We start from the raw sequence: 19,382 nt of genomic DNA, 5'->3' as shown, positions 1-19,382 counted from the left end.
CTCTTCGGAAGAACTCCAAAATTGTAAATCATAAATTGTAAATCGTAAATACCTTCGTGCCGATGAAACACTTGCTCCGTTATTTTATTTTTCTTGTTGTTCTTTCTGTTGCACTTTTTTCGTGGAATAAATTTTTTCCGCGATATGATGCCGGATGGATGAGCTGGGCTTTGCTTATTTTCCTCACGCTTGTGTACGTGTTCGCCCACCTATACATCAGCGCGGGTGAAAAAGGTAAACCGGGCGTTTTTGTTCGGCGCTTCATGGGTGCAACTACGCTGCGGCTGATGCTGTTTCTCATTGCTATTCTTATTTTCACTTTTACACGTCGTGATAAAGCTGTTTTGTTCCTTTTTCATTTTCTTGTACTGTACATTCTTTTCACTGTTTTTGAAGTCATCACTTTTTACAAACAACTCCGGAAAAAAAACTGATCCATTAGAGTTTATATCGATTAAGAGTTGTATAAAAATGATTGCAAGCGCTCCATTATTAAAAACTGAGCATTTGCAAGGCATTCCCGATGCTCAGTCTGATTCATTTGAATGCCAAAAAATTTCCTGTTTCGCATTTAGTATCTTATTCGGAATAAACTCTATTCATTAAATCAATTTTATTTTTTAGGTTTGTTCAACAACTCCAATTCTTATGAAATCTAAAAAATTCTCCCTGTTCATCGCGATGATCGTGATGGTATTCTCCTGCAAAATATCTTTTGCGCAATTGTCCGATACGCATAGCTACACGGCGATCAGTACCGGAATTTATTTACCGAATCTTGCCACACTGAATTCTGTACCGTCGGGCACCTACAAACTCGGAGGATTTTCGAATCCGCTGGGAATTGGAATTGATCGCGGCGCTACGGCAAAGAGTGAAAAACTGAATCACGCTGCTGTGACTTTGCTTTCTTTCCAGTATTTATTGCCACAAACCATTTCCAACGACAGTGTAAGTTTTAAATTGAACGGCTATCATGTTCTGCTTGACATTGTGGGATTCAATTTTCTGAAATCAGACAATGCGGTGTTCACCGGTGGAATCGCGTGGTGCTTCGGGCGATTTAAAGTGACCGAAAATCAAAAGGGAAATGTTTCCACTTTCCTCGATCCTTATTTCGATCCGGTATTGCGCTTGCAGTTGCATGTGCGCCTCGGCGATCATTTTTACATTGGTGCAAGGGCCGGTTACCAGTACGATGGATTCTTCAATTCTGCCTGGAAAAAAAGCGGATCTACTTCCGATGTTTTCCCGGCGCTTGACATGAGCGGCGTGAATAGTTCCTTTTTCATCGGCTTCGGAAAGTGATCCGTCGTCACTGAACTTCGTTTCGGAACAATCCTGATTTTCATTGCTGATAAGTAGTGAAAAACAAGTTCATTTCTTCCCTCAAAATAATTGACAGGAATCATGATCATTAATGGAACAAATACCTATTTTTGCGCCGAATTTTGAAAGTGAAAATTCTCCTTTGAAATAATTCTGCGAATCAATGCGTTTGTCTGCCCGAATTGCCCGGATCATTTTTTCAGCCAGTGCCCTTTTTTTTCCTGCATTTTCCTATGCGTTCGATCCTGATGCAGTAGCTGCCGCCGACACGGTTCGCGCACAAAAAACCACGAACGATGTTGCGGCAGATGAAGGCGGTTTCAAACCGAGTGAAATGATCATGGAGCATATTGGTGATGCGCATGAATGGCACATTTACGGGAAGATTTTCATTCCTCTTCCCGTGATCATTAAAACAGACAAGGGGTGGGAATTTTTCTCTTCCGGAAATTTCAGGAATTCCGAAACAAATGAACTACAGCCATACAAAGGCAGGTATTACACGTACATTCTCAAAGACGGAAAAATAAAAGTGTGGGATCCATTGGCGATGATGGAAAATGAGAATGCTTCGAAAACAGTTTTCGATATTTCCATTACCAAAAACGTAGTGACATTGCTGGTCGTGGTGCTCCTGCTGATGCTCATTTTCACCGGCGTTGCGCGTAAATACAAAAACAATCCCGGCAAAGGCCCTCGCGGAATGCAATCGCTCGTTGAACCATTCATCATTTTCATCCGCGACGATATTGCCAAAACGAGCATCGGAAAAAAATACGAGCGCTATCTTCCATTTTTGATTACCGTTTTCTTTTTTATCTGGCTTGCAAATATGCTCGGGCTCATCCCTGTTTTTCCGGGAGGAGCAAATTTCACCGGCAACATTGCGATCACGATGGTGCTTGCGGTCATTGTTTTCATGATCACCACTTTTTCTGCAAAATCCACTTACTGGCGCCACGTTTTTGCAATGCCCGGCGTTCCCATTGGTGTTCTTGTCATTCTCACTCCCATTGAAATTCTCGGCATCTTTCTCAAACCATTCGTATTGATGATCCGATTGTTTGCAAACATTACTGCCGGCCACATCATCGCACTTTCATTCTACTCGCTCATTTTCATTTTCGCAAAAGGCGGAGAATCGCTCGGCGCCGGATTTGGCGTGGCGGTTGTCTCTATCGCTTTTTGTGTGTTCATGATGTTCCTCGAATTGCTTGTTGCGTTTTTACAAGCGTATGTTTTCACTTTGCTCGCTGCAATGTATTTCGGCTCAGCAGTGGAAGAACATCATCACGAAGAAGAACATGCACAACAAGAACACGCAACAGTAACCACGTAATCTTTTAACCTAAATAAAATCACAATTATGAATCCAATGATCCTTTTAGAAGCAGCTCCCATTGAAAGCATCGGCATCGGCTACGGCCTTGCTGCTGTTGGCGCAGGCCTTGCTGCTGTTGGTGCCGGTATCGGTATCGGACGTATCGGTGCGGGCGCGCTCGAAGCAATGGCGCGTCAACCCGAAATGCTCGGTGATCTTCGTGCCAACATGATCCTTACTGCCGCTCTCGTTGAAGGTACCGCCTTCTTCGCAATGGTGGTTGGTCTGCTCGTAATCTTCAAATAAGATCGCGGGAAAAAATTCACCGCTCTCTTTTGCGGTTGGCAGAAGAGAGCGGTTTTAAAAAAGAAAAAAATAAAACAAAAAATAATTCGCCATGGGATTAGTAATGCCCGATACCGGTTTAGCGATATGGATGCTCATCACGTTCATGATCGTTCTTGTTCTGCTGAAAAAATATGCGTGGAAACCGATCCTGAAATCCATTAAAGAGCGGGAAGATTCCATTGACAATGCCTTGAAGTCGGCAGAGAATGCAAAAGCAGAAATGGCAAATCTGAAATCGGAGAACGAACAGATCCTCGCTCAGGCACGTGCGGAACGCGATCACATGATGAAAGAAGCACGAGAAATGAAAGACAGCATCGTGGGCGAAGCAAAAAATAAAGCGAAAGAAGAAGGAGATAAAATGCTCGCCTCGGCACGCGAAACCATTCAGAATGAAAAAATGGCGGCCATCACCGAATTGAAAAACCAGGTGGCGCAACTTTCCATTGACATTGCTGAAAAAATTCTCAAAAGTGAACTCGCAGATGATACCAAACAAAAAGAGCTGATCAAAAATCTGCTCAAAGACGTTAAGCTCAACTGATCTCTCCGATGGAAACAAGAGTTTCTCAACGTTACGCAAAATCATTACTCGATCTTTCACTCGACAAAGGTCAGTTGGAACAAGTGTATGAAGACATGCAACTGGTGCATTCTACTATTCATCAAAGCCATGAACTTTCTGTTTTAATGCACAGCCCCGTTATCAAAACAGACAAGAAACAGGAAATTCTCAAAGCGATATTCGGTGGTAAGATCGGCGTGATCACTTCTTCTTTCATTGACATCGTAACGAGAAAACGCCGCGAAGCAGAACTGGAAAGTGTTGCGGAATCTTTCATTGCCCAATACAAAAAACATAAAAATATTCTCACCGCAGTGATCACCACCGCTTCTGGCCTCGACGAACGCCTCCGCGAAAAAGTGATGGAGATCGTAAAAGAAACTTCGCAAACAGAAATTCAACTGGTGGAAAAAGTAAATAAAAATCTCATTGGCGGATTTGTGCTTCGTGTCGGCGACAAACAAGTCGATGCAAGTATCATCCGCCAGATAAAAGAACTGGAAAGATCCTTCAATGAAAATCCATACGTAAGACCGAATTAATTCTACGAATCCAATAAGGGTCAACCCCGGTAAGTCAGAACATAAAATAAAGTACAGAACTTTCAATAATAAAATAAAATGGCAGAAGTAAAACCAGCGGAAGTTTCCGCGATCCTCAGGCAGCAACTCGCAGGATTCAAATCGGCGAAAGAACTCGAAGAAGTAGGAACTGTTCTTCAAGTGGGTGATGGCATTGCGCGCATCTACGGCCTTTCGAATGTAGGTTCAGGCGAGCTGATCGAATTTGAAAATGGGTTGAGAGGAATTGCACTCAATCTCGAAGAAGATAATGTTGGTGCCGTGTTGCTCGGAAATTCAACCGATATCAAAGAAGGTGATACTGTAAAGCGCACCGGAAAAATTGCTTCGATCAATGTGGGCGAAGGAATGCTTGGACGTGTAGTGGATACACTTGGAAATCCCATTGATGGAAAAGGCCCGATCAAAGGACAGACGTATGAAATGCCGATCGAAAGAAAAGCGCCCGGTGTAATTTTCCGTCAGCCGGTGAATGAGCCCCTGCAAACAGGAATAAAAGCGATTGATGCAATGATTCCCATTGGACGCGGACAACGTGAGTTGGTGATCGGCGATCGCCAAACCGGAAAAACTGCAGTGTGCATTGACACGATCATCAATCAAAAAGAATTTTACGAAGCAGGAAAACCTGTTTTCTGTATTTATGTTGCCATCGGGCAAAAAGGTTCTACCGTTGCAAATATTGTTCGTGTGCTTGAAGAAAACGGTGCTATGCCTTACACAGTTGTTGTTGCTGCTCCTGCCGCCGATCCTGCACCGTTGCAATTCTACGCACCGATGTCGGGCGCTGCCATTGGAGAATTTTTCCGCGACACCGGCCGTCCTGCACTGATCATCTATGATGATCTTTCAAAACAAGCTGTAGCGTATCGTGAAGTTTCCCTCCTTCTTCGTCGTCCTCCGGGGCGTGAAGCTTATCCCGGTGATGTTTTTTATCTGCACTCACGTTTGCTCGAGCGCGCAGCAAAAGTGAATGGCAATGATGATGTGGCGAAGAATATGAATGATCTTCCTGAGTCGATTCGCTCCATGGTAAAAGGCGGCGGATCACTCACTGCACTTCCCATCATTGAAACACAGGCAGGAGACGTTTCTGCTTACATTCCTACGAATGTGATCTCCATTACCGACGGACAGATATTTCTTGAATCCAATCTTTTCAACGCCGGTGTGCGTCCTGCAATCAACGTAGGAATTTCAGTTTCACGTGTGGGAGGAAATGCGCAGATCAAGTCCATGAAAAAAGTTGCGGGAACATTGAAGCTCGACCAGGCACAGTACCGCGAACTGGAAGCATTTGCAAAATTCGGCTCCGATCTTGATGCGGCTACAAAAGGCGTTCTCGACAAAGGATCGCGCAACGTGGAAATTCTCAAGCAGGGGCAATTCTCTCCGTTCCGCGTGGAAGAACAGATCGCGATCATTTACTGCGGAACAAAAGGATTGCTGCGCAATGTGCCGGTGAATAAAGTGAAGGAATTTGAAGTTGATTTTCTCGCGTACATGAAAGCAACACATGCCGATGTAATGAATGACCTCAAAGCAGGAAAATTCGATGACAAGATCACCGCAGCATTAGATGCAGCAGCTAAAGAAATTTCCGCGAAGTACAAAAAATAAAATAACAAGAATCAAAATAACATTTTCGCATTTGTGATTTGTTTTTTGTTTTTTGAAATTTTTCAGAAATGGCAAGCTTAAAAGAAGTCCGCAATCGCATCACCTCGGTGTCCTCCACACAGCAGATCACTTCTGCTATGAAGATGGTGTCGGCTGCGAAACTGCGCCGCGCCCAGGACGCGATCATCCAGATGCGCCCGTATGCGAACAAGATGAGTGAGATACTTTCTAATCTCAGCGGAAGTCTCGACAGCAGTGAAGGCGGCGCTTATGCAAAAACGCGTGAAGTGAAAAATGTGCTCTTCGTGGTCATCACTTCCAACCGCGGGTTGTGCGGCGGATTCAATTCAAGTGTGTCGAAAAGAACAATGCGCGCTATTCGCGAGGAATATGCCGGTGCAAAAATTCATTACCTCTGCATCGGGAAAAAAGGGAATGATGTTTTCAAAAAAACAAATTACACAGCAGCACTGGGCAATATTGAAAATCCGAATGCATTGTTCGACGGCGTGTCCTTTGCCAAAACGGCTCCCGTTGCCGAAGCGATCATGAAAGCATTCGCATCCGGAGATTTCGACCGGGTTGTACTCGTGTACAACCAGTTCAAGAATGCGGCTGTGCAACTCACGCAATGCGAACAGTTCCTGCCGGTTGTTCCGCCGAAAGGAGCAAAAGGAAATAAAACCGATTATATTTTCGAACCCAATCGTTCAGAGATCGTACTTGATCTTATTCCGCGTTCGCTGAAAACACAATTGTACAAAGCGATTCTCGATTCATTCGCCTCCGAACACGGCGCGCGCATGACCGCTATGCACAAGGCGACCGACAACGCGCAAGATCTTCTGAAAGCTTTGAAAATTTCCTACAACAAAGCGAGGCAGGCTTCGATTACCAATGAGATTCTGGAAATTGTGGGTGGGGCGGAAGCGCTGGCGGGATAGGGCTGCGAAATACGAAAAGTTTACTAAAAGTTACGAAATGCGCGATGGTCATTGCGAACAAAGTGAAGCAATCCTGCGGGTTGGGCTTTCATAACTTTTAGTAAACTTTTCGTATTCCATGCTCTGTGAAATCTTGCAAATGAATTGCAAATTTTCACATTTTATCTGAACTTCGCGCAAGGGTAAAAATACTATTTCAGAAGCGCCGGCAATTCCCTATTTACGAAATCATCAAGCGAACAGATTTTTATTTTTCCGGCGTTGTAGCCCGAGTTCCGGTCGAAGGTTACAATGAATTGTTTTTTTGCCCTGATCGCCTGGAAGGTTTTATTTCCCTGCTTTGTCAATGAAGCTCCGGATGATAATTTAAATTCAACCGACGCAAGAATATGAATTCCGCGCGCAATGACCAGGTCCACTTCTCCGCCTACATGTTCTTTGTAGAAAAAAAGTTCCGCTCTCTTTCCTGTTGCGTTTGCGATCTGCTCGACGGCAAATGATTCGAATGAGAATCCTACCGCGGGATGAGAAAATACATCGCCTTCTGAATTTACATTGAGCAAATGATGCAGCAATCCGGAATCCCGGATATAAATTTTCGGCGTTTTTACAATGCGCTTTCCGAAGTTGGAATGCCAGGGCTGAATTCGTCGCACGAGATATCCATGCTCGAGAAAATCCAGATAGGTCTTCACCGTATTCACACTCAGCCCGAGTGCGCGGCTGATCGTACTCAGGTTAAGCAGTTGCCCGTTCAGGTGCGCGAGCATTTGAATCAGTCGTTGCATGACCAATGGAGAGGCGGGCGAACCGAGCGCAGGAAGATCGCGCTGCACGTACGTGAAAAGAAAATTTTCAAACCACGTTCTGCGTATTTCATTATCACCGGTAAGAAACGGAATCGGAAATCCTCCGCGGAACCATAATCGTTTTATTTTTTCTCCTGCTTCTTTTATACTTAGGCCGCCGAGTTCAAGAAATGCTATTCTTCCGGCAAGTGTTTCAGAACTGTCGCGGATCATATCAGGAGAGGCGGAACCAAGCAGCAGAAATCGTTGTGGTTTTCTTTTCACATCTACCAAATGCCGGAGCAAAGGAAAAATATTTTTCAATCTTTGTACTTCGTCAATAATGACGAGTTTGTCCGCCAGTTCTTCCAGGAAAAGCTGGGGCGCCACGGAAAGCCGCTCAAAATCTCTCGATGATTCCAGGTCGAGATAGATGAATTGCTTTTTCAGGTTGCGGGAATATTGTTTTGCGAGTGTAGTTTTCCCGATCTGCCTTGGGCCGGTAATGGCGAGCACAGGAAAATGCTTCCCCAGTTTCTCCAGCTGCAGTATGGCGTGGCGGTCGATCATACCACAAAGGTATGTGAAAATTTGCAAATGAATTGCAAGATTTCACATTAATTGATGTGATTTGTCGGTATTCCTACCGACTATTGAATAGGGTAGAATTTTTAGGGTTTATGGAGTTATTCGTTTACAAACGACTGCATATTGGGGAAAAATGTAAATTGCAATTCTAAAATTCAGTCCCATGAAAAAAATTCATCTTTTCTCAATCTTCGTTTTCTTTCTTTGTTCATTCATAAAATTTGACCTTGCTCCTATTGACGTTAACGAATCAACACTTAAAGTTGGCGGGTTAAGCGAAGAAGTTCTTTATTATGGTTTCGCAGAAGGAGACCAAATCATTTTTTCATTCGAAGAAGTAAATGGCAAAGAATTAAAAGAAGTAGAAATACTCGAAATGCCTTCATCGTCGAAATTCATGGATTACAAAACAACAAAAATTGACAACAAAATTATCAACGTAACGCGAACAGGAATTTACAAATTCAGATTTTCGAATTCTGCTGTTGCAGGAAGAGTTTGCAAATTCAAAATTCAGAGAATTCCAGCATCAGATCAGACGAAGGATTTCAATACGAGTGTTTATTGGAAGACGATTTATGATACGACGTATACACCTGTTCAGGAAAAGTATCTCGTAAGTTCTGATACTTCGTCTAGTTTAATCATTGATCAATTAGCTAAAGTCTCTTCTCAAAACGCACTGAATGGAAACCCCAACAGAACAGTTGTGGATTTTGATCTTCCTGCTAATACAATTTCATGGAGTTATTACATTGGTGTTGGAACGGAAGGTCAAAAAGAATTTGACAGAGCATCGAGCCAATTTCTAAGTTCTGCCGCCGGAGTTGCTATGAAAATTCCTGGCGGTGCAATGGCCGCTTTAGCGCTTTACGGAATGAATTATTTCAAACAGGTTGGAGGTGCAGATAATGTGAAGTATGATTTCATTACTGATTGGCCAAATGTTCAGGCCTTTATGGCGGGACAAACCTATTACCAATACAAACAAGGAGATGTAATTAACGATGCATCGCAAATGAAAAAACCACTACAAGGGAAAGTATATCTTGGATTGTATAACGATAACATTACGGATCCAATAGAAGTAACTGTTAAGGTAAATGCGATTACTGTGCTACAGAACTGGGGAACGAGAACAATTCAGAAAATGAATGTAAACTCGCATGAGGAAGCTTATTTGAAGAATTGAACATTTCTGAAAGAATAAAATGAGAAAATTTTATCTCATTCCCCCTACTCTCTTTCGGCTTTTCGGGGTTACGCCGCCAGAACAAAAAAATGCCACAGGGAAAACCTTGGGGGAAAACGACCCTGTGACAAGGGTCCTGCGTTTAACAGAATTTTACGTTTATATGCAATAATACAAACTTTTTTGTGAAATTCAAACACCATCTGCATGTAAACGAATTTCTCTGCTTTTAAGGACTTTTGAGCATGAGTCAAAACCTGGGAGCAGAAATAAAAAAAATCTTGAAGTATCGTGGAATGACGGTGAGTGAATTTGCGAGAAGGATCAATAAATCGAGAGAAAATATCTACAGCATTTTCAAACGCAAAAGTTTAGATACGGAACTGTTAAGAAATATTTCACAGGTGCTTGAACACGATTTCATGAATAAAAATTCCGGCAGGAAAAAAGAAACTTCCATCTTTGAAGAATCACGGCCGGCCTATACGAGGATTGAAAAAGAAATTCATTTTTTACGGGAAGAAATGCTTCACATGAGAAAAGAGATCCAGTTCCTCCGTGAGCGGATGAATGTGGTGGAGCGTCCGAAAAAGAAAAGCGGGTACAGGAAATAAAATTGCCCTATGAGGAACGACAGCTTTTACTCCTCCCGCAAAATTACTTCTCCCGATTGTAATCCGGATCGCTCATTTCGCCTCCCGGCGGCAGGCGGGTATTTCGCACTCACCGCTACCTGCAACTCCCATCCAGCAACACATACGCTCCATCCTTCATCACAAAATATTTTTCATTCACTGAATTATCCGGCATCAATTCCTGGCGGCGCATCATGTAATTTTTATCGTTCAGTTTTTTTCTATTGCCATTTTCTTCGAAATCAAACCACGTTGCAATAGTCACCGTTTTATTTTTATCGATCGCCGCTGATCGCAACATCGTTTCCATCGGGAAAGACCAGTCGTCGGCCCACTGCATACAACCGCCGCCACCTTCTTTGTAATCGGCCGGATTGAGTTCAAACTTACTTCCGTTTTTTGCTTGCGCCTGCGCGATCGCGCGATCGGTTGCATGCGCACGCGTGCGATAATCCAATCCCACATCCACAAATCTTCCGATGCGCCAAACAATGACGAGTGCAATGAGCCAGGCACCGATTGCATTGCGTAGAAAAAACTGCGTGAAGATGTCGTAGAGAAACGGAAAAAATACAATGGGCATCAGCGGCATGTACATGCGCTCGAAGTAAGGCGTGAGCACGGGATCGCATACGTGCGTGAAATTCACGAGGCCGATGTGTCCGAAAAAAAATAATGAGACAAAAATTGCTTTCCGTTTTGTTCCGCGAACGAGATACATGATGATGAGTGTGATGTAAACAAGAACAGGGATCGTATAATATGTAAAAAAGAATTTTGTGAGAAACCAGTAATAGGAAGGATGCAACAGATCGAGATAGGCTTTATTCCACCTGGTGTCCAGCATCGAGATTTTCCCCGCTTCGTAATCGCTTAGAAATAATTTTTTTACAATGAACCATGCCCCGAAAGTGATCACGACGAGAATAAATAATTTCCAGTTCATGATCCATTTCTCGATTACATCGAGCATGAGAATAAAAAGAAGCGGAATGAACAACAACGGATGACTGAACAGCACGGTGATCATGAGCGCGCCGATAACAATAAGATCGCGTGTGAGAAAATATTTTCCTTTTACAAGATGAGAGCGGATGGGAACAAGCAACATAGTGCCATACCAGATCTCGTACATGGGTGTGAATTGTAAATGAAGAACGCCGAGACATTGAAAAAGAATGACAGCAACGCCGGCCGTTTCATCGCGCAGGTAATAAACGCAATAACAAAAGATGAAATAGAAAAATAAAATATTGCCGAGTGAATTCAGAATAAAAATGGCGTTCAGCGACAATCCCATTTTTGCACCGAGCAGCGGCATCCATTGAGAAAAAATAAGAATGTAGCGCTGGTGTTCGATCTGAAAATGTCCCGAATTGACAACTTTAAAAAGATAATATGCGCCATCGGCCTGGAAACGTTCCTTCGCGAAGATGAGTGCGAAGATCATCATCGCTAAAAAAAAGAGATGCGTGTAGAGATTGTATTTGTTGCGGAGCAAGTTGGTGGTCGTTTGGTTAGTAGTTGGTGGTGAAGTTCATTTGCGATCGACTACCAACCACCAAAAAACCTAACGACCAACTTTAAGAAAGTTTATCTGTCAGGAGTTTTATTTCAATAGCCGGTGCAATTTTTTCATAGACGATGTGATACACTGCATCTGTAACAGGCATGTGCACTTTTAATTGCTGATTGATTTCGCGAATACATTTCACCGCATAATATCCTTCGGCGATCATATTCATTTCGAGCTGCGCCATTTTCACCGAGTATCCTTTTCCGATCATTGCCCCGAACATCCTGTTTCTTGAAAATTGAGAATACGCGGTAACGAGAAGATCCCCGAGATAAGCCGAAGATTTTATATCGCGATCAATGGGATGAACTGCATCCACAAACCGTGAAATTTCCTGGATTGCATTCGAAATAAGCACCGCCTGGAAATTATCGCCGTAACCAAGTCCATGGCAAATTCCGCTGGCAATGGCAAAAACATTTTTCAGAACAGCGGAGTATTCCGTTCCATAAATATCATCGGAAACAGTGGTGCGGATATAACGACATGAAATTTTTTCCGCAACGAGTTGCGCATACGCCTGTGTGTGCGACGCGACCGTGAGATAAGAAAGTTTTTCGAGTGCAACTTCTTCCGCGTGGCAAGGCCCGGTGATGACGCCGATATTTTCATAAGGAACACCGAACTGTTGATTGAAATATTCCCCGACGATGAGATTCGGCCCCGGAACAATTCCTTTTATGGCGGAGAAAATAATTTTGTTTTTAAAATCATCCTTTGTCAATCCATTCAGCGACCCGGCGAGGAACGCGGCGGGAACCGCCATAATGAGAACGTCGTACCCTGCAACTACATTTTTAATTTCTGTATCCAGCCCGAGTTTTTCGAGATGCAATTCTACCGAGCTGAGATAATTCGGATTGTGTTTGAATTTTTTTATGTAGTCGATCGTTTCCTGATTGCGGATCCACCACCCGGCCTTCCGGCCTGTGGTTGTATTATTACACAACATCTTGATTATTGCTGTAGCCCAGCTTCCTCCTCCTATAACGGCGATTTTCATGCTGTACGAAGATACGATTAGGGAACGAATTGCGAACTCATCCGCAGTGGCGGATGTGCGAAAATGCGTAGTGCGAACATGCGTATTCAGGATTTCGAAATACGGATTTCGGACATTCGTATTTCGCATTTTCGCACGGCGGTCTTTCACCGCCGGGTTCGCAATTCGTTCCCTATTGGAAATCCGATCTTACTCCATAGATTCCTTCATGTCCGCGCATTGCTTTTGCCGTAAGCGATCGAACGAGAATCGGTTTTTTATTCTGCGAGTAAATATAAAAACGCACCTCGTCGTTCAATAAAAGACCTTCGGGTAACTGAATTCCGAAATACACATGGTGATAATCACCGGTGTCTGCAGCAGACAATTGTGTATTCGTTTCTCTTCCGTTCCAGGAGAGTAATGAATCGCCGCGGTGAATTTCAATGACGAGTACTGCGTTCGCATTTTTTTCTTTCAGTTTAACATCGGCGTCGAGTTCAAGAATATTATCCGGGCTGCGCAGCATGTCTCCGAGTTTCATTTTCAGAAGCGGTCCGTAGATGCAGGAACTATCGAGCATTGTTGAATAGAGCTCTGGGGACGTAACATATTCCTGTATTGGTTGCAGAATTCTGATGAATTTTCCATTCCATGTGTTTGCCAATAATGTGTCGCCCAATAAAAGATTGCATGGCTTCGACCATTGTGAACTGTCGCCGTTAGGAAAAAAAATTGCATCCGACTTCCACAACACATCATCGCTTTCATGCAGGTAAGAAAGAGTTGCCGATCTTCCGAAAACATAAAACGCGGAGTTGAAAAAATAATCGCGCTTGAGTAAATACGGGAATTTTTCGCGGATGATCTCCGGAACTTCCGGCGGCGAATATTTTGTACTCCATGCATAAATAAAAAATTCGGCATTTGAATTTTCCACGAGCTTTCTGAAACTCTTCAATTCAGAATTTCCATTGTTGATCGTTCCCAGCACGTTCAGTTTTTTCTTTCCTGCTCTTTCATAATAATAATCCACGAAATACGGCGCATCCACATTGTAAAAAACATCCGTCTGGTTCAATCCCGCAGTTTCCTGCCAGTCGATGGTCTGGTTCACTAATTCTTTTAATCTTCCGAAATGATCCGTGAGACGATACGGTTTGTATTGGCCTACATAATAAAGAAGCCCGAGCGTGATTGCGGCGGGAATGGTGGCAACCAATTTTTTTTCTTTCAGAATGTTATTCGTCCAATCAAGCGGCGGCAACCATCCAAAAAGAAAAATGAGCAGGAAAGGAAATTCGAAAAGCAAAACAGAATCCATGAGCACCGGGTTCACTGTCACGGAATAAATATATCCCACGACCAGCGGAATAAGCCACAAGGTGAAAAGCAGCAGATGCATTTTGCTTTTATTTTTCCTGAAAATAATTGCGGACAGGAATACAAACCCGAGCACAGTCCATGTTAATCCTCTCGAAGAATTGAAGATGAACATCAAATGATGCAGCAGAAATTCTCCGTTCGGTTTTCCAAGCCAGCCACCTGCTCCGCCTACTCCGGCTATTTTCAGCTGATGAAGAAAAATTCCTACGTAAGGAAGAAAAAGCGCGATCGAGATCCCGCACGACAGAAAAAATGCTTTGCGGTTATTTTTTTTAACGAGGAATGATCCGGCGAGTGCGATCAGGCCGGCTTCCATCATCGCGAAGTAATGAGAATAGGCAGAAAGTGAAAACGAAAGTGAAAGTGCGATGATCGTTTTCCGGGATACTTTTTTCTCACCGAGGAATCGCAGCAGAAAAAACATCGAAAGCAAAACAAAAAATAATCCCGGCGCATACGGACGCGCGAGTTGCGAATACATGAGCGGGAATTGCAAAAACGCCATTCCCCCGGCGACACATAACGAAACTGTGTCGTTGAATAATTTTTTCGCACTATCAGCGGCAAGAAAAACACAAGCTGTTCCCATCAGCGCAAACGGAAAACGAATGGAGAATTCACTCACACCAAACCATTTTGTCCAGAACCACAACAGCACTTGTGCGAATGCGGGATGTCCGTCGGGCCGCACTCCACCTTCGATCATTGCAGAAAAAGAAGAAAAATGTAATCGCAGCAACGCACTCGCTTCATCAGCAGTAAGCGATTCTGTCCCGATATCGCGAAAACGAAAAACAGCCCCGGCAATTACAATTCCTGCGAGAGCAAGATTGAATCGTTTACCGGAAGAAATTTTTTCGAGAAGATTCATTTCGTTACGAATTTCGAATCCCGGGAAAGTTCGGGACGAATATACGAATGTGTGCATCCTTCGTAATTCTTTTCTCTCTGAAAACTGCCCGCCGTCATTTAGTTTCTTCGGAAAAGTTACTGCCTGCTGTCGCTGCTTACTGTTTCTCCGGCCTCATCTGCGGGAAGAATAAAACATCCTGAATCGAAACATTATTCGTGAGAAACATCGCGAGCCGATCGATCCCTATTCCGATTCCTGAAGTCGGCGGCATTCCGTACTCAAGCGCGCGCAGGAAATCGTGATCGATGAACATCGCTTCGTCATCGCCGCGTTCCATGAGTTTCAATTGCTCTTCAAAACGTTCACGCTGATCGATCGGGTCGTTCAACTCACTGTAGGCATTCGCAATTTCTTTCCCGTTGATCATTAATTCAAAACGCTCAACGAGCCCGGGTTTACTTCTGTGTTTTTTTGTGAGCGGCGACATTTCCACCGGGTAATCGATAATAAATGTCGGCTGAATATATTTCCCTTCGCATTTTTCTCCGAAGATCGCGTCCACTAATTTTCCGTGTCCCATTGTTTTATCGACGTGAATGCCGAGTGAGTTGCACGCATCGCGCAATTTTTCTTCATCCATTCCATTCACATCAATTCCGGTATGTTCTTTTATTGCGTCGTAAATAGTAATTCGTTTGAACGGCGCCGCGAAACTGATCACCGATTCTCCCATCTGCACATCCGTTGTTCCGTGAATAGCTGTCGCTACTTTTTCCAGCATCTCTTCCGTAGTGCGCATCATCCACTCATAATCTTTGTATGCAACATAAAATTCGAGCACGGTGAATTCCGGATTATGCGTGCGATCCATTCCTTCATTGCGGAAATTTCTTGAGAATTCATACACGCCGTCGAAACCCCCGACGATCAGGCGTTTTAAATAAAGTTCATTGGCAATTCTCAAATAGAACGGAACATCGAGCGCGTTATGATGCGTGATGAACGGGCGCGCGGCCGCACCACCGGGAATACTCTGCAGCACGGGTGTCTCCACTTCCAGCAAACCTTTATCATTTAAATATTCGCGGATCGTGTTGATCATTTTCGTGCGCCTGATAAAAGTTTCTTTCACCGCAGGATTGATCACGAGATCGGCGTAACGCTGGCGGTAACGGAATTCAGGATCAACAACTGCATCGTGCGCATTTCCTTCCTCATCTAATTTCACAATAGGAAGAGGGCGCAATGCTTTGCTCAGCATTTGAAATGAAGTAACGTGAATGGAAATTTCTCCAACCTTCGTCGTGAATACAAAACCTTTCACACCAATGATGTCACCGATGTCAGTTAGTTTTTTGAAAAGAGAATCGTAAATCGTTTTGTCTTCGCCGGGGCAAATATCATCGCGGCGAATGTAAAGCTGAATTCTTCCTGTAGCATCCTGCAAAGAAGCGAACGCCGCTTTTCCCATATCGCGAACCGTCATTATTCTTCCCGCGATGGAAACATCTTTGTAATTCGTTTTATCGCGCTCGTAATTTTCGTGAATATCTTTTGCAGAAACATTCACTTTGAATTCCGCAGCCGGATACGGATCAATGCCGAGTTTTTTTATCTCTTCTAATTTTTGCCGACGAACAATTTCCTGCTCTGAAAGCGTGGTGGGTGCTGTGGAGTTTTCCATTGCGCCAAAAGTACGAAATGGGAGAGGATTACAGATTTTACGGAATACAGATTACAAATCTCAAGGATTTCTAACTCAACACATCAAATTCTTAAACAATCTTTATCCATAATCTGTATTCCGTAAAATCTGTAATCTTCCCGCCAAACAAACCCGATGCCATTACCACTTATTCATTGGTGAATTCATGTTAAATCGCTGCCAGCCCTTGCTGCTCAGCACAGTAAATTTTTAACTTTTTCATTGGGAAACTGTAAATCTCTGGCACGTTTTTCTCGGATTTTCATTGGGAAAATCTTAAATTTAAATATGAGCAGAGTAACCCCAATAACACAACCGGGAACGTTGCGCGGAGGTCGTTTCAGGCAAAAATTGAAACTCATCAGGCGCGGATGCCGGATAACGCGGGAAGAACAGGATTCGCTGCGGCAAATGGTGAATTACGAACTGGAATTTTTCAGAAACTGTTTTACGGATGGAAATATTCCCGCCATCAGTATCACTGTTTACGGCCAGTTTAATGAATTCCTGAATTGCCAGAAGAGTACACCTAAATATGCGCGTTCCGATTACGGATTTTACGACGTGGATACAAAAGAGATCACGGTTTACAAAGACGCTGATTTTCTTTCAACGTGTTATCACGAGATCAGTCATTTTTTTCTCGGTACATTTTTCCGCATCGCACCCGAGTGGCTCGACGAAGGAATTGCCGAATATTTTGAAGGCGCCATGGCAGGAAAAAACGGAATTCGAATTTCCGATCGCACCTGGCAATTGAAAAGGATCCGCAAACTCATCCGCAGGAACAGGATACGGATCAAGCGCCTTGTCGGCTTGTCGTACAAAAAATTTCACAAGCGCCGCGAACTGAATAATTATGCCTTGTCATGGGGAATCATTCACCTGCTCATGTATCTCGATCCGCGTTTTGTAACGGAGATCATCAACCAGTTGCGTGCGAAAAAAAATGCAATCGAAAGTATAAATGCAGTTTATCCCGGCGGAATTTTACAACTGCAGAAAGATTTTGTGATTTTCTATAAGTGAAAAGCAGGACGGGGAGGTCATCGCGATCCCGAATTTATTCGGGAGAAGCGATCTTGTGGGTTGGTTTTGTCAGCTGAATTTCATTTCTGCTTTTCCTCCATTCTTCCATTCTCAACTTCTTCCCTTCTGAAAATATTCAACTACCCACTCCGCCTTCGCCTTTCCGATAACCTCTGCTAATTCCTCCGCGCTTTTCTCTCTGATATTTTTTACAGATTTGAATTCCGATAATAATTTTTTCGCCGTCACTTCACTGATCCCTTTTATTTCCGTCAGCTCTGTTTTGATCGTGCCTTTGCTGCGTTTTTTCCTGTGGTGCGTAATTCCGAATCGGTGCGCTTCATCGCGGATGTGTTGTATCGTGCGCAGTGTTTCCGATTTTTTATCAAGGTAAAGCGGAACAGGATCATCGGGATAATAAATTTCTTCGAGACGTTTGGCAATTCCTATCACTGCAACTTTTCCGCGCAATCCTAATTTCTCCAATGAATTCATGGCCGCGCTCAATTGTCCTTTCCCTCCGTCGATCACAATGAGTTGCGGCATTTCCAGATTTTCTTCCTGCACACGTTTGTAGCGGCGAAAAATTACTTCTTCCATCGTTGCAAAATCATCGGGGCCTTCCACGGTTTTTACATTGAAATGGCGGTATTCTTTTTTCGCCGGTTTTGCATTCCGGAAAACGGTCATGGCAGAAACGGCGAAATCGCCCTGAAAATTTGAATTATCAAAACATTCGATGAGTTTGGGTTCTTCTTTCAATCGCAGATCTTTCATCATAGTGGCGAGAATTCTTTTCGTGTGCCTTTCCGGATCTACGAGCGATTCCCGGCGTTCGTGTTCTTTCCGGTAATAGGAAACATTCCGCTGCGAGAGCTGAAGCAGTTGAAATTTATCTCCACGCTGCGGAATAAAAAAATCTACTTCCGGAATTTCCAGTGATGGAATAAAAGGAACGATGATCTCTTTCGCATTGCTGGAAAAACGTTCGCGCAATTCAACAATGGCCATGGTCAGCAATTCATCATCACTTTCTTCGAGGCGTTTTTTCATTTCAATGGTATGCCCCTGTACAATGGCGCCGTCTATTACTTTGAAAAAATTCACATAGCCCGTTTTCTCATCGCTTTGGATGGAATACACGTCTACATTAGTGATCGTATTGCTCACCACGGTCGATTTTGCCTGGTAATTTTCGAGCGCATCTATTTTCTCTTTCACCTCGTGCGCTTTTTCGAACTGCATTTCCACTGAATATTTTTTCAGCAGTTCTTTCAGCTCCCGCACCACCACGCTCACATGTCCTTTGATGATCTTCCGGATATTTTCAATTCCCTGGTTATAATTTTTCTCTTCCTGCAAACCTTCGCAGGGGCCTTTGCAGTTCCCGATATGATATTCGAGACAAACTTTGAATTTTTTCGCCGCAATATTTTCTTTTGAAAGATTCAACCTGCAATTACGAAGCGGATACATTTTTTTTACGAAATCCATTACGGCGTACATCACTTTTACATTGGCATACGGCCCGAAATATTCAGAACCGTCCTTCATCATTTTCCGCGTATGAAACAATCTCGGAAAACGTTCGTTGGTGATGCAGATCCATGGAAAAGTTTTATCGTCCTTCATCATCACATTATAACGCGGCTGATGTTTTTTGATCAGGGAATTTTCCAGCAGCAGCGCATCCAGTTCTGAATCGACAACAATATATTTCAGATCCGCAATTTTCCGGACGAGGATTCCTGTCTTCGCATTATCAGGTTCCCTGGTGAAATAAGAAGAAACTCTTTTGCGCAGATTTTTTGCCTTGCCCACATAGATCAGTTTTCCTTCCGCATCAAAATACTGGTACACCCCCGGAGATTCGGGAAGCGACTTGAGAATTACCGACAATGGTTTGTTAGCGTTCTTCATTGGGGGAATAAAGATAAGAC

17 protein-coding genes are annotated in these 19,382 nt (G+C 43.5%); 11 read left to right on the top strand and 6 right to left on the bottom strand.

The annotated features are described in order from the left end of the window. The first annotated feature begins 62 nt into the window (after positions 1 to 62). From HY064_10525 to atpG, 8 genes are all read left to right on the top strand, one after another. Positions 63 to 434, top strand: coding sequence for a hypothetical protein (locus HY064_10525; GenBank protein MBI3511087.1), 372 nt, complete (start codon positions 63 to 65; stop codon positions 432 to 434). A gap of 214 nt (positions 435 to 648) precedes the next feature. Continuing rightward, positions 649 to 1,308 (top strand): hypothetical protein, encoded by a 660-nt coding sequence (locus HY064_10520; protein MBI3511086.1) that lies wholly within the window; start codon positions 649 to 651, stop codon positions 1,306 to 1,308. Positions 1,309 to 1,492: 184 nt separating this feature from the next. After that, entirely contained in the window at positions 1,493 to 2,668 is a 1,176-nt protein-coding gene (gene atpB / locus HY064_10515; protein MBI3511085.1) for a F0F1 ATP synthase subunit A, read from the top strand. A gap of 27 nt (positions 2,669 to 2,695) precedes the next feature. Then, positions 2,696 to 2,956 carry an ATP synthase F0 subunit C gene (gene atpE, locus HY064_10510; protein ID MBI3511084.1) on the top strand — a complete coding sequence of 87 codons (261 nt, stop codon included), beginning with the start codon at positions 2,696 to 2,698 and terminating at the stop codon, positions 2,954 to 2,956. Between the two features lie 91 nt (positions 2,957 to 3,047). Continuing rightward, entirely contained in the window at positions 3,048 to 3,542 is a 495-nt protein-coding gene (locus HY064_10505; GenBank protein MBI3511083.1) for a F0F1 ATP synthase subunit B, read from the top strand. An 8-nt stretch (positions 3,543 to 3,550) separates the two neighbouring features. Beyond that, entirely contained in the window at positions 3,551 to 4,105 is a 555-nt protein-coding gene (atpH, locus tag HY064_10500) for an ATP synthase F1 subunit delta (GenBank protein ID MBI3511082.1), read from the top strand. A 78-nt stretch (positions 4,106 to 4,183) separates the two neighbouring features. Further along, positions 4,184 to 5,764, top strand: coding sequence for a F0F1 ATP synthase subunit alpha (locus HY064_10495; protein MBI3511081.1), 1,581 nt, complete (start codon positions 4,184 to 4,186; stop codon positions 5,762 to 5,764). Positions 5,765 to 5,832: 68 nt separating this feature from the next. Then, the gene (gene atpG, locus HY064_10490; GenBank protein ID MBI3511080.1) at positions 5,833 to 6,708 is read left to right on the top strand and encodes an ATP synthase F1 subunit gamma; all 876 of its coding nucleotides are present in this window, start codon (positions 5,833 to 5,835) and stop codon (positions 6,706 to 6,708) included. 191 nt (positions 6,709 to 6,899) lie between these two features. On the opposite strand, the gene HY064_10485 is transcribed toward atpG, so the two are convergent. Beyond that, positions 6,900 to 8,066: an ATP-binding protein gene (locus tag HY064_10485; GenBank protein MBI3511079.1), complete on the bottom strand. Its 1,167-nt coding sequence runs from the start codon at positions 8,064 to 8,066 to the stop codon at positions 6,900 to 6,902. Positions 8,067 to 8,481: 415 nt separating this feature from the next. On the opposite strand from HY064_10485, the gene HY064_10480 reads away from it, so the two are divergent. Together HY064_10480 and HY064_10475 are read left to right on the top strand one after the other, a co-directional pair. After that, positions 8,482 to 9,276, top strand: coding sequence for a hypothetical protein (locus HY064_10480; GenBank protein ID MBI3511078.1), 795 nt, complete (start codon positions 8,482 to 8,484; stop codon positions 9,274 to 9,276). A 245-nt stretch (positions 9,277 to 9,521) separates the two neighbouring features. Then, a complete protein-coding gene (locus HY064_10475) occupies positions 9,522 to 9,890 on the top strand; it encodes a helix-turn-helix transcriptional regulator (GenBank protein ID MBI3511077.1) in 369 nt (122 codons plus the stop codon). 115 nt (positions 9,891 to 10,005) lie between these two features. On the opposite strand, the gene HY064_10470 is transcribed toward HY064_10475, so the two are convergent. From HY064_10470 to lysS, 4 genes are all read right to left on the bottom strand, one after another. Beyond that, the gene (locus tag HY064_10470) at positions 10,006 to 11,412 is read right to left on the bottom strand and encodes a hypothetical protein (protein MBI3511076.1); all 1,407 of its coding nucleotides are present in this window, start codon (positions 11,410 to 11,412) and stop codon (positions 10,006 to 10,008) included. 82 nt (positions 11,413 to 11,494) lie between these two features. After that, positions 11,495 to 12,490 (bottom strand): NAD(P)H-dependent glycerol-3-phosphate dehydrogenase, encoded by a 996-nt coding sequence (locus HY064_10465; GenBank protein ID MBI3511075.1) that lies wholly within the window; start codon positions 12,488 to 12,490, stop codon positions 11,495 to 11,497. 172 nt (positions 12,491 to 12,662) lie between these two features. Beyond that, entirely contained in the window at positions 12,663 to 14,726 is a 2,064-nt protein-coding gene (locus HY064_10460) for a glycosyltransferase family 39 protein (GenBank protein MBI3511074.1), read from the bottom strand. Positions 14,727 to 14,862: 136 nt separating this feature from the next. Continuing rightward, positions 14,863 to 16,392: a lysine--tRNA ligase gene (gene lysS, locus HY064_10455; protein ID MBI3511073.1), complete on the bottom strand. Its 1,530-nt coding sequence runs from the start codon at positions 16,390 to 16,392 to the stop codon at positions 14,863 to 14,865. A gap of 309 nt (positions 16,393 to 16,701) precedes the next feature. Here lysS and HY064_10450 point away from each other — a divergent pair, with 309 nt between their 5' ends. Next, a complete protein-coding gene (locus HY064_10450; protein MBI3511072.1) occupies positions 16,702 to 17,442 on the top strand; it encodes a DUF1570 domain-containing protein in 741 nt (246 codons plus the stop codon). Between the two features lie 111 nt (positions 17,443 to 17,553). Here HY064_10450 and uvrC read toward each other — a convergent pair whose 3' ends face one another. Then, on the bottom strand, positions 17,554 to 19,362 hold the full coding sequence (gene uvrC, locus HY064_10445) for an excinuclease ABC subunit UvrC (protein MBI3511071.1): 1,809 nt from the start codon (positions 19,360 to 19,362) through the stop codon (positions 17,554 to 17,556). Positions 19,363 to 19,382 lie beyond the last annotated feature (20 nt).

The organism is Bacteroidota bacterium (genome assembly GCA_016194975.1).
In the GTDB taxonomy this organism is placed as follows: domain Bacteria; phylum Bacteroidota; class Bacteroidia; order Palsa-965; family Palsa-965.
This window is presented reverse-complemented; position numbering and strand designations above follow the sequence as displayed.

Coding starts and splice junctions, on each gene's coding strand:
- atpH (MBI3511082.1), top strand. CDS start 3,551: ATGGAAACAAGAGTTTCTCAACGTTACGCAAAATCATTACTCGATCTT.
- HY064_10525 (MBI3511087.1), top strand. CDS start 63: ATGAAACACTTGCTCCGTTATTTTATTTTTCTTGTTGTTCTTTCTGTT.
- HY064_10480 (MBI3511078.1), top strand. CDS start 8,482: ATGGATTACAAAACAACAAAAATTGACAACAAAATTATCAACGTAACG.
- HY064_10505 (MBI3511083.1), top strand. CDS start 3,048: ATGGGATTAGTAATGCCCGATACCGGTTTAGCGATATGGATGCTCATC.
- atpB (MBI3511085.1), top strand. CDS start 1,493: ATGCGTTTGTCTGCCCGAATTGCCCGGATCATTTTTTCAGCCAGTGCC.
- HY064_10520 (MBI3511086.1), top strand. CDS start 649: ATGAAATCTAAAAAATTCTCCCTGTTCATCGCGATGATCGTGATGGTA.
- atpE (MBI3511084.1), top strand. CDS start 2,696: ATGAATCCAATGATCCTTTTAGAAGCAGCTCCCATTGAAAGCATCGGC.
- HY064_10450 (MBI3511072.1), top strand. CDS start 16,702: ATGAGCAGAGTAACCCCAATAACACAACCGGGAACGTTGCGCGGAGGT.
- uvrC (MBI3511071.1), bottom strand. CDS start 19,362: ATGAAGAACGCTAACAAACCATTGTCGGTAATTCTCAAGTCGCTTCCC.
- lysS (MBI3511073.1), bottom strand. CDS start 16,392: ATGGAAAACTCCACAGCACCCACCACGCTTTCAGAGCAGGAAATTGTT.
- HY064_10475 (MBI3511077.1), top strand. CDS start 9,522: ATGAGTCAAAACCTGGGAGCAGAAATAAAAAAAATCTTGAAGTATCGT.
- HY064_10460 (MBI3511074.1), bottom strand. CDS start 14,726: ATGAATCTTCTCGAAAAAATTTCTTCCGGTAAACGATTCAATCTTGCT.
- HY064_10465 (MBI3511075.1), bottom strand. CDS start 12,490: ATGAAAATCGCCGTTATAGGAGGAGGAAGCTGGGCTACAGCAATAATC.
- HY064_10485 (MBI3511079.1), bottom strand. CDS start 8,066: ATGATCGACCGCCACGCCATACTGCAGCTGGAGAAACTGGGGAAGCAT.
- atpG (MBI3511080.1), top strand. CDS start 5,833: ATGGCAAGCTTAAAAGAAGTCCGCAATCGCATCACCTCGGTGTCCTCC.
- HY064_10495 (MBI3511081.1), top strand. CDS start 4,184: ATGGCAGAAGTAAAACCAGCGGAAGTTTCCGCGATCCTCAGGCAGCAA.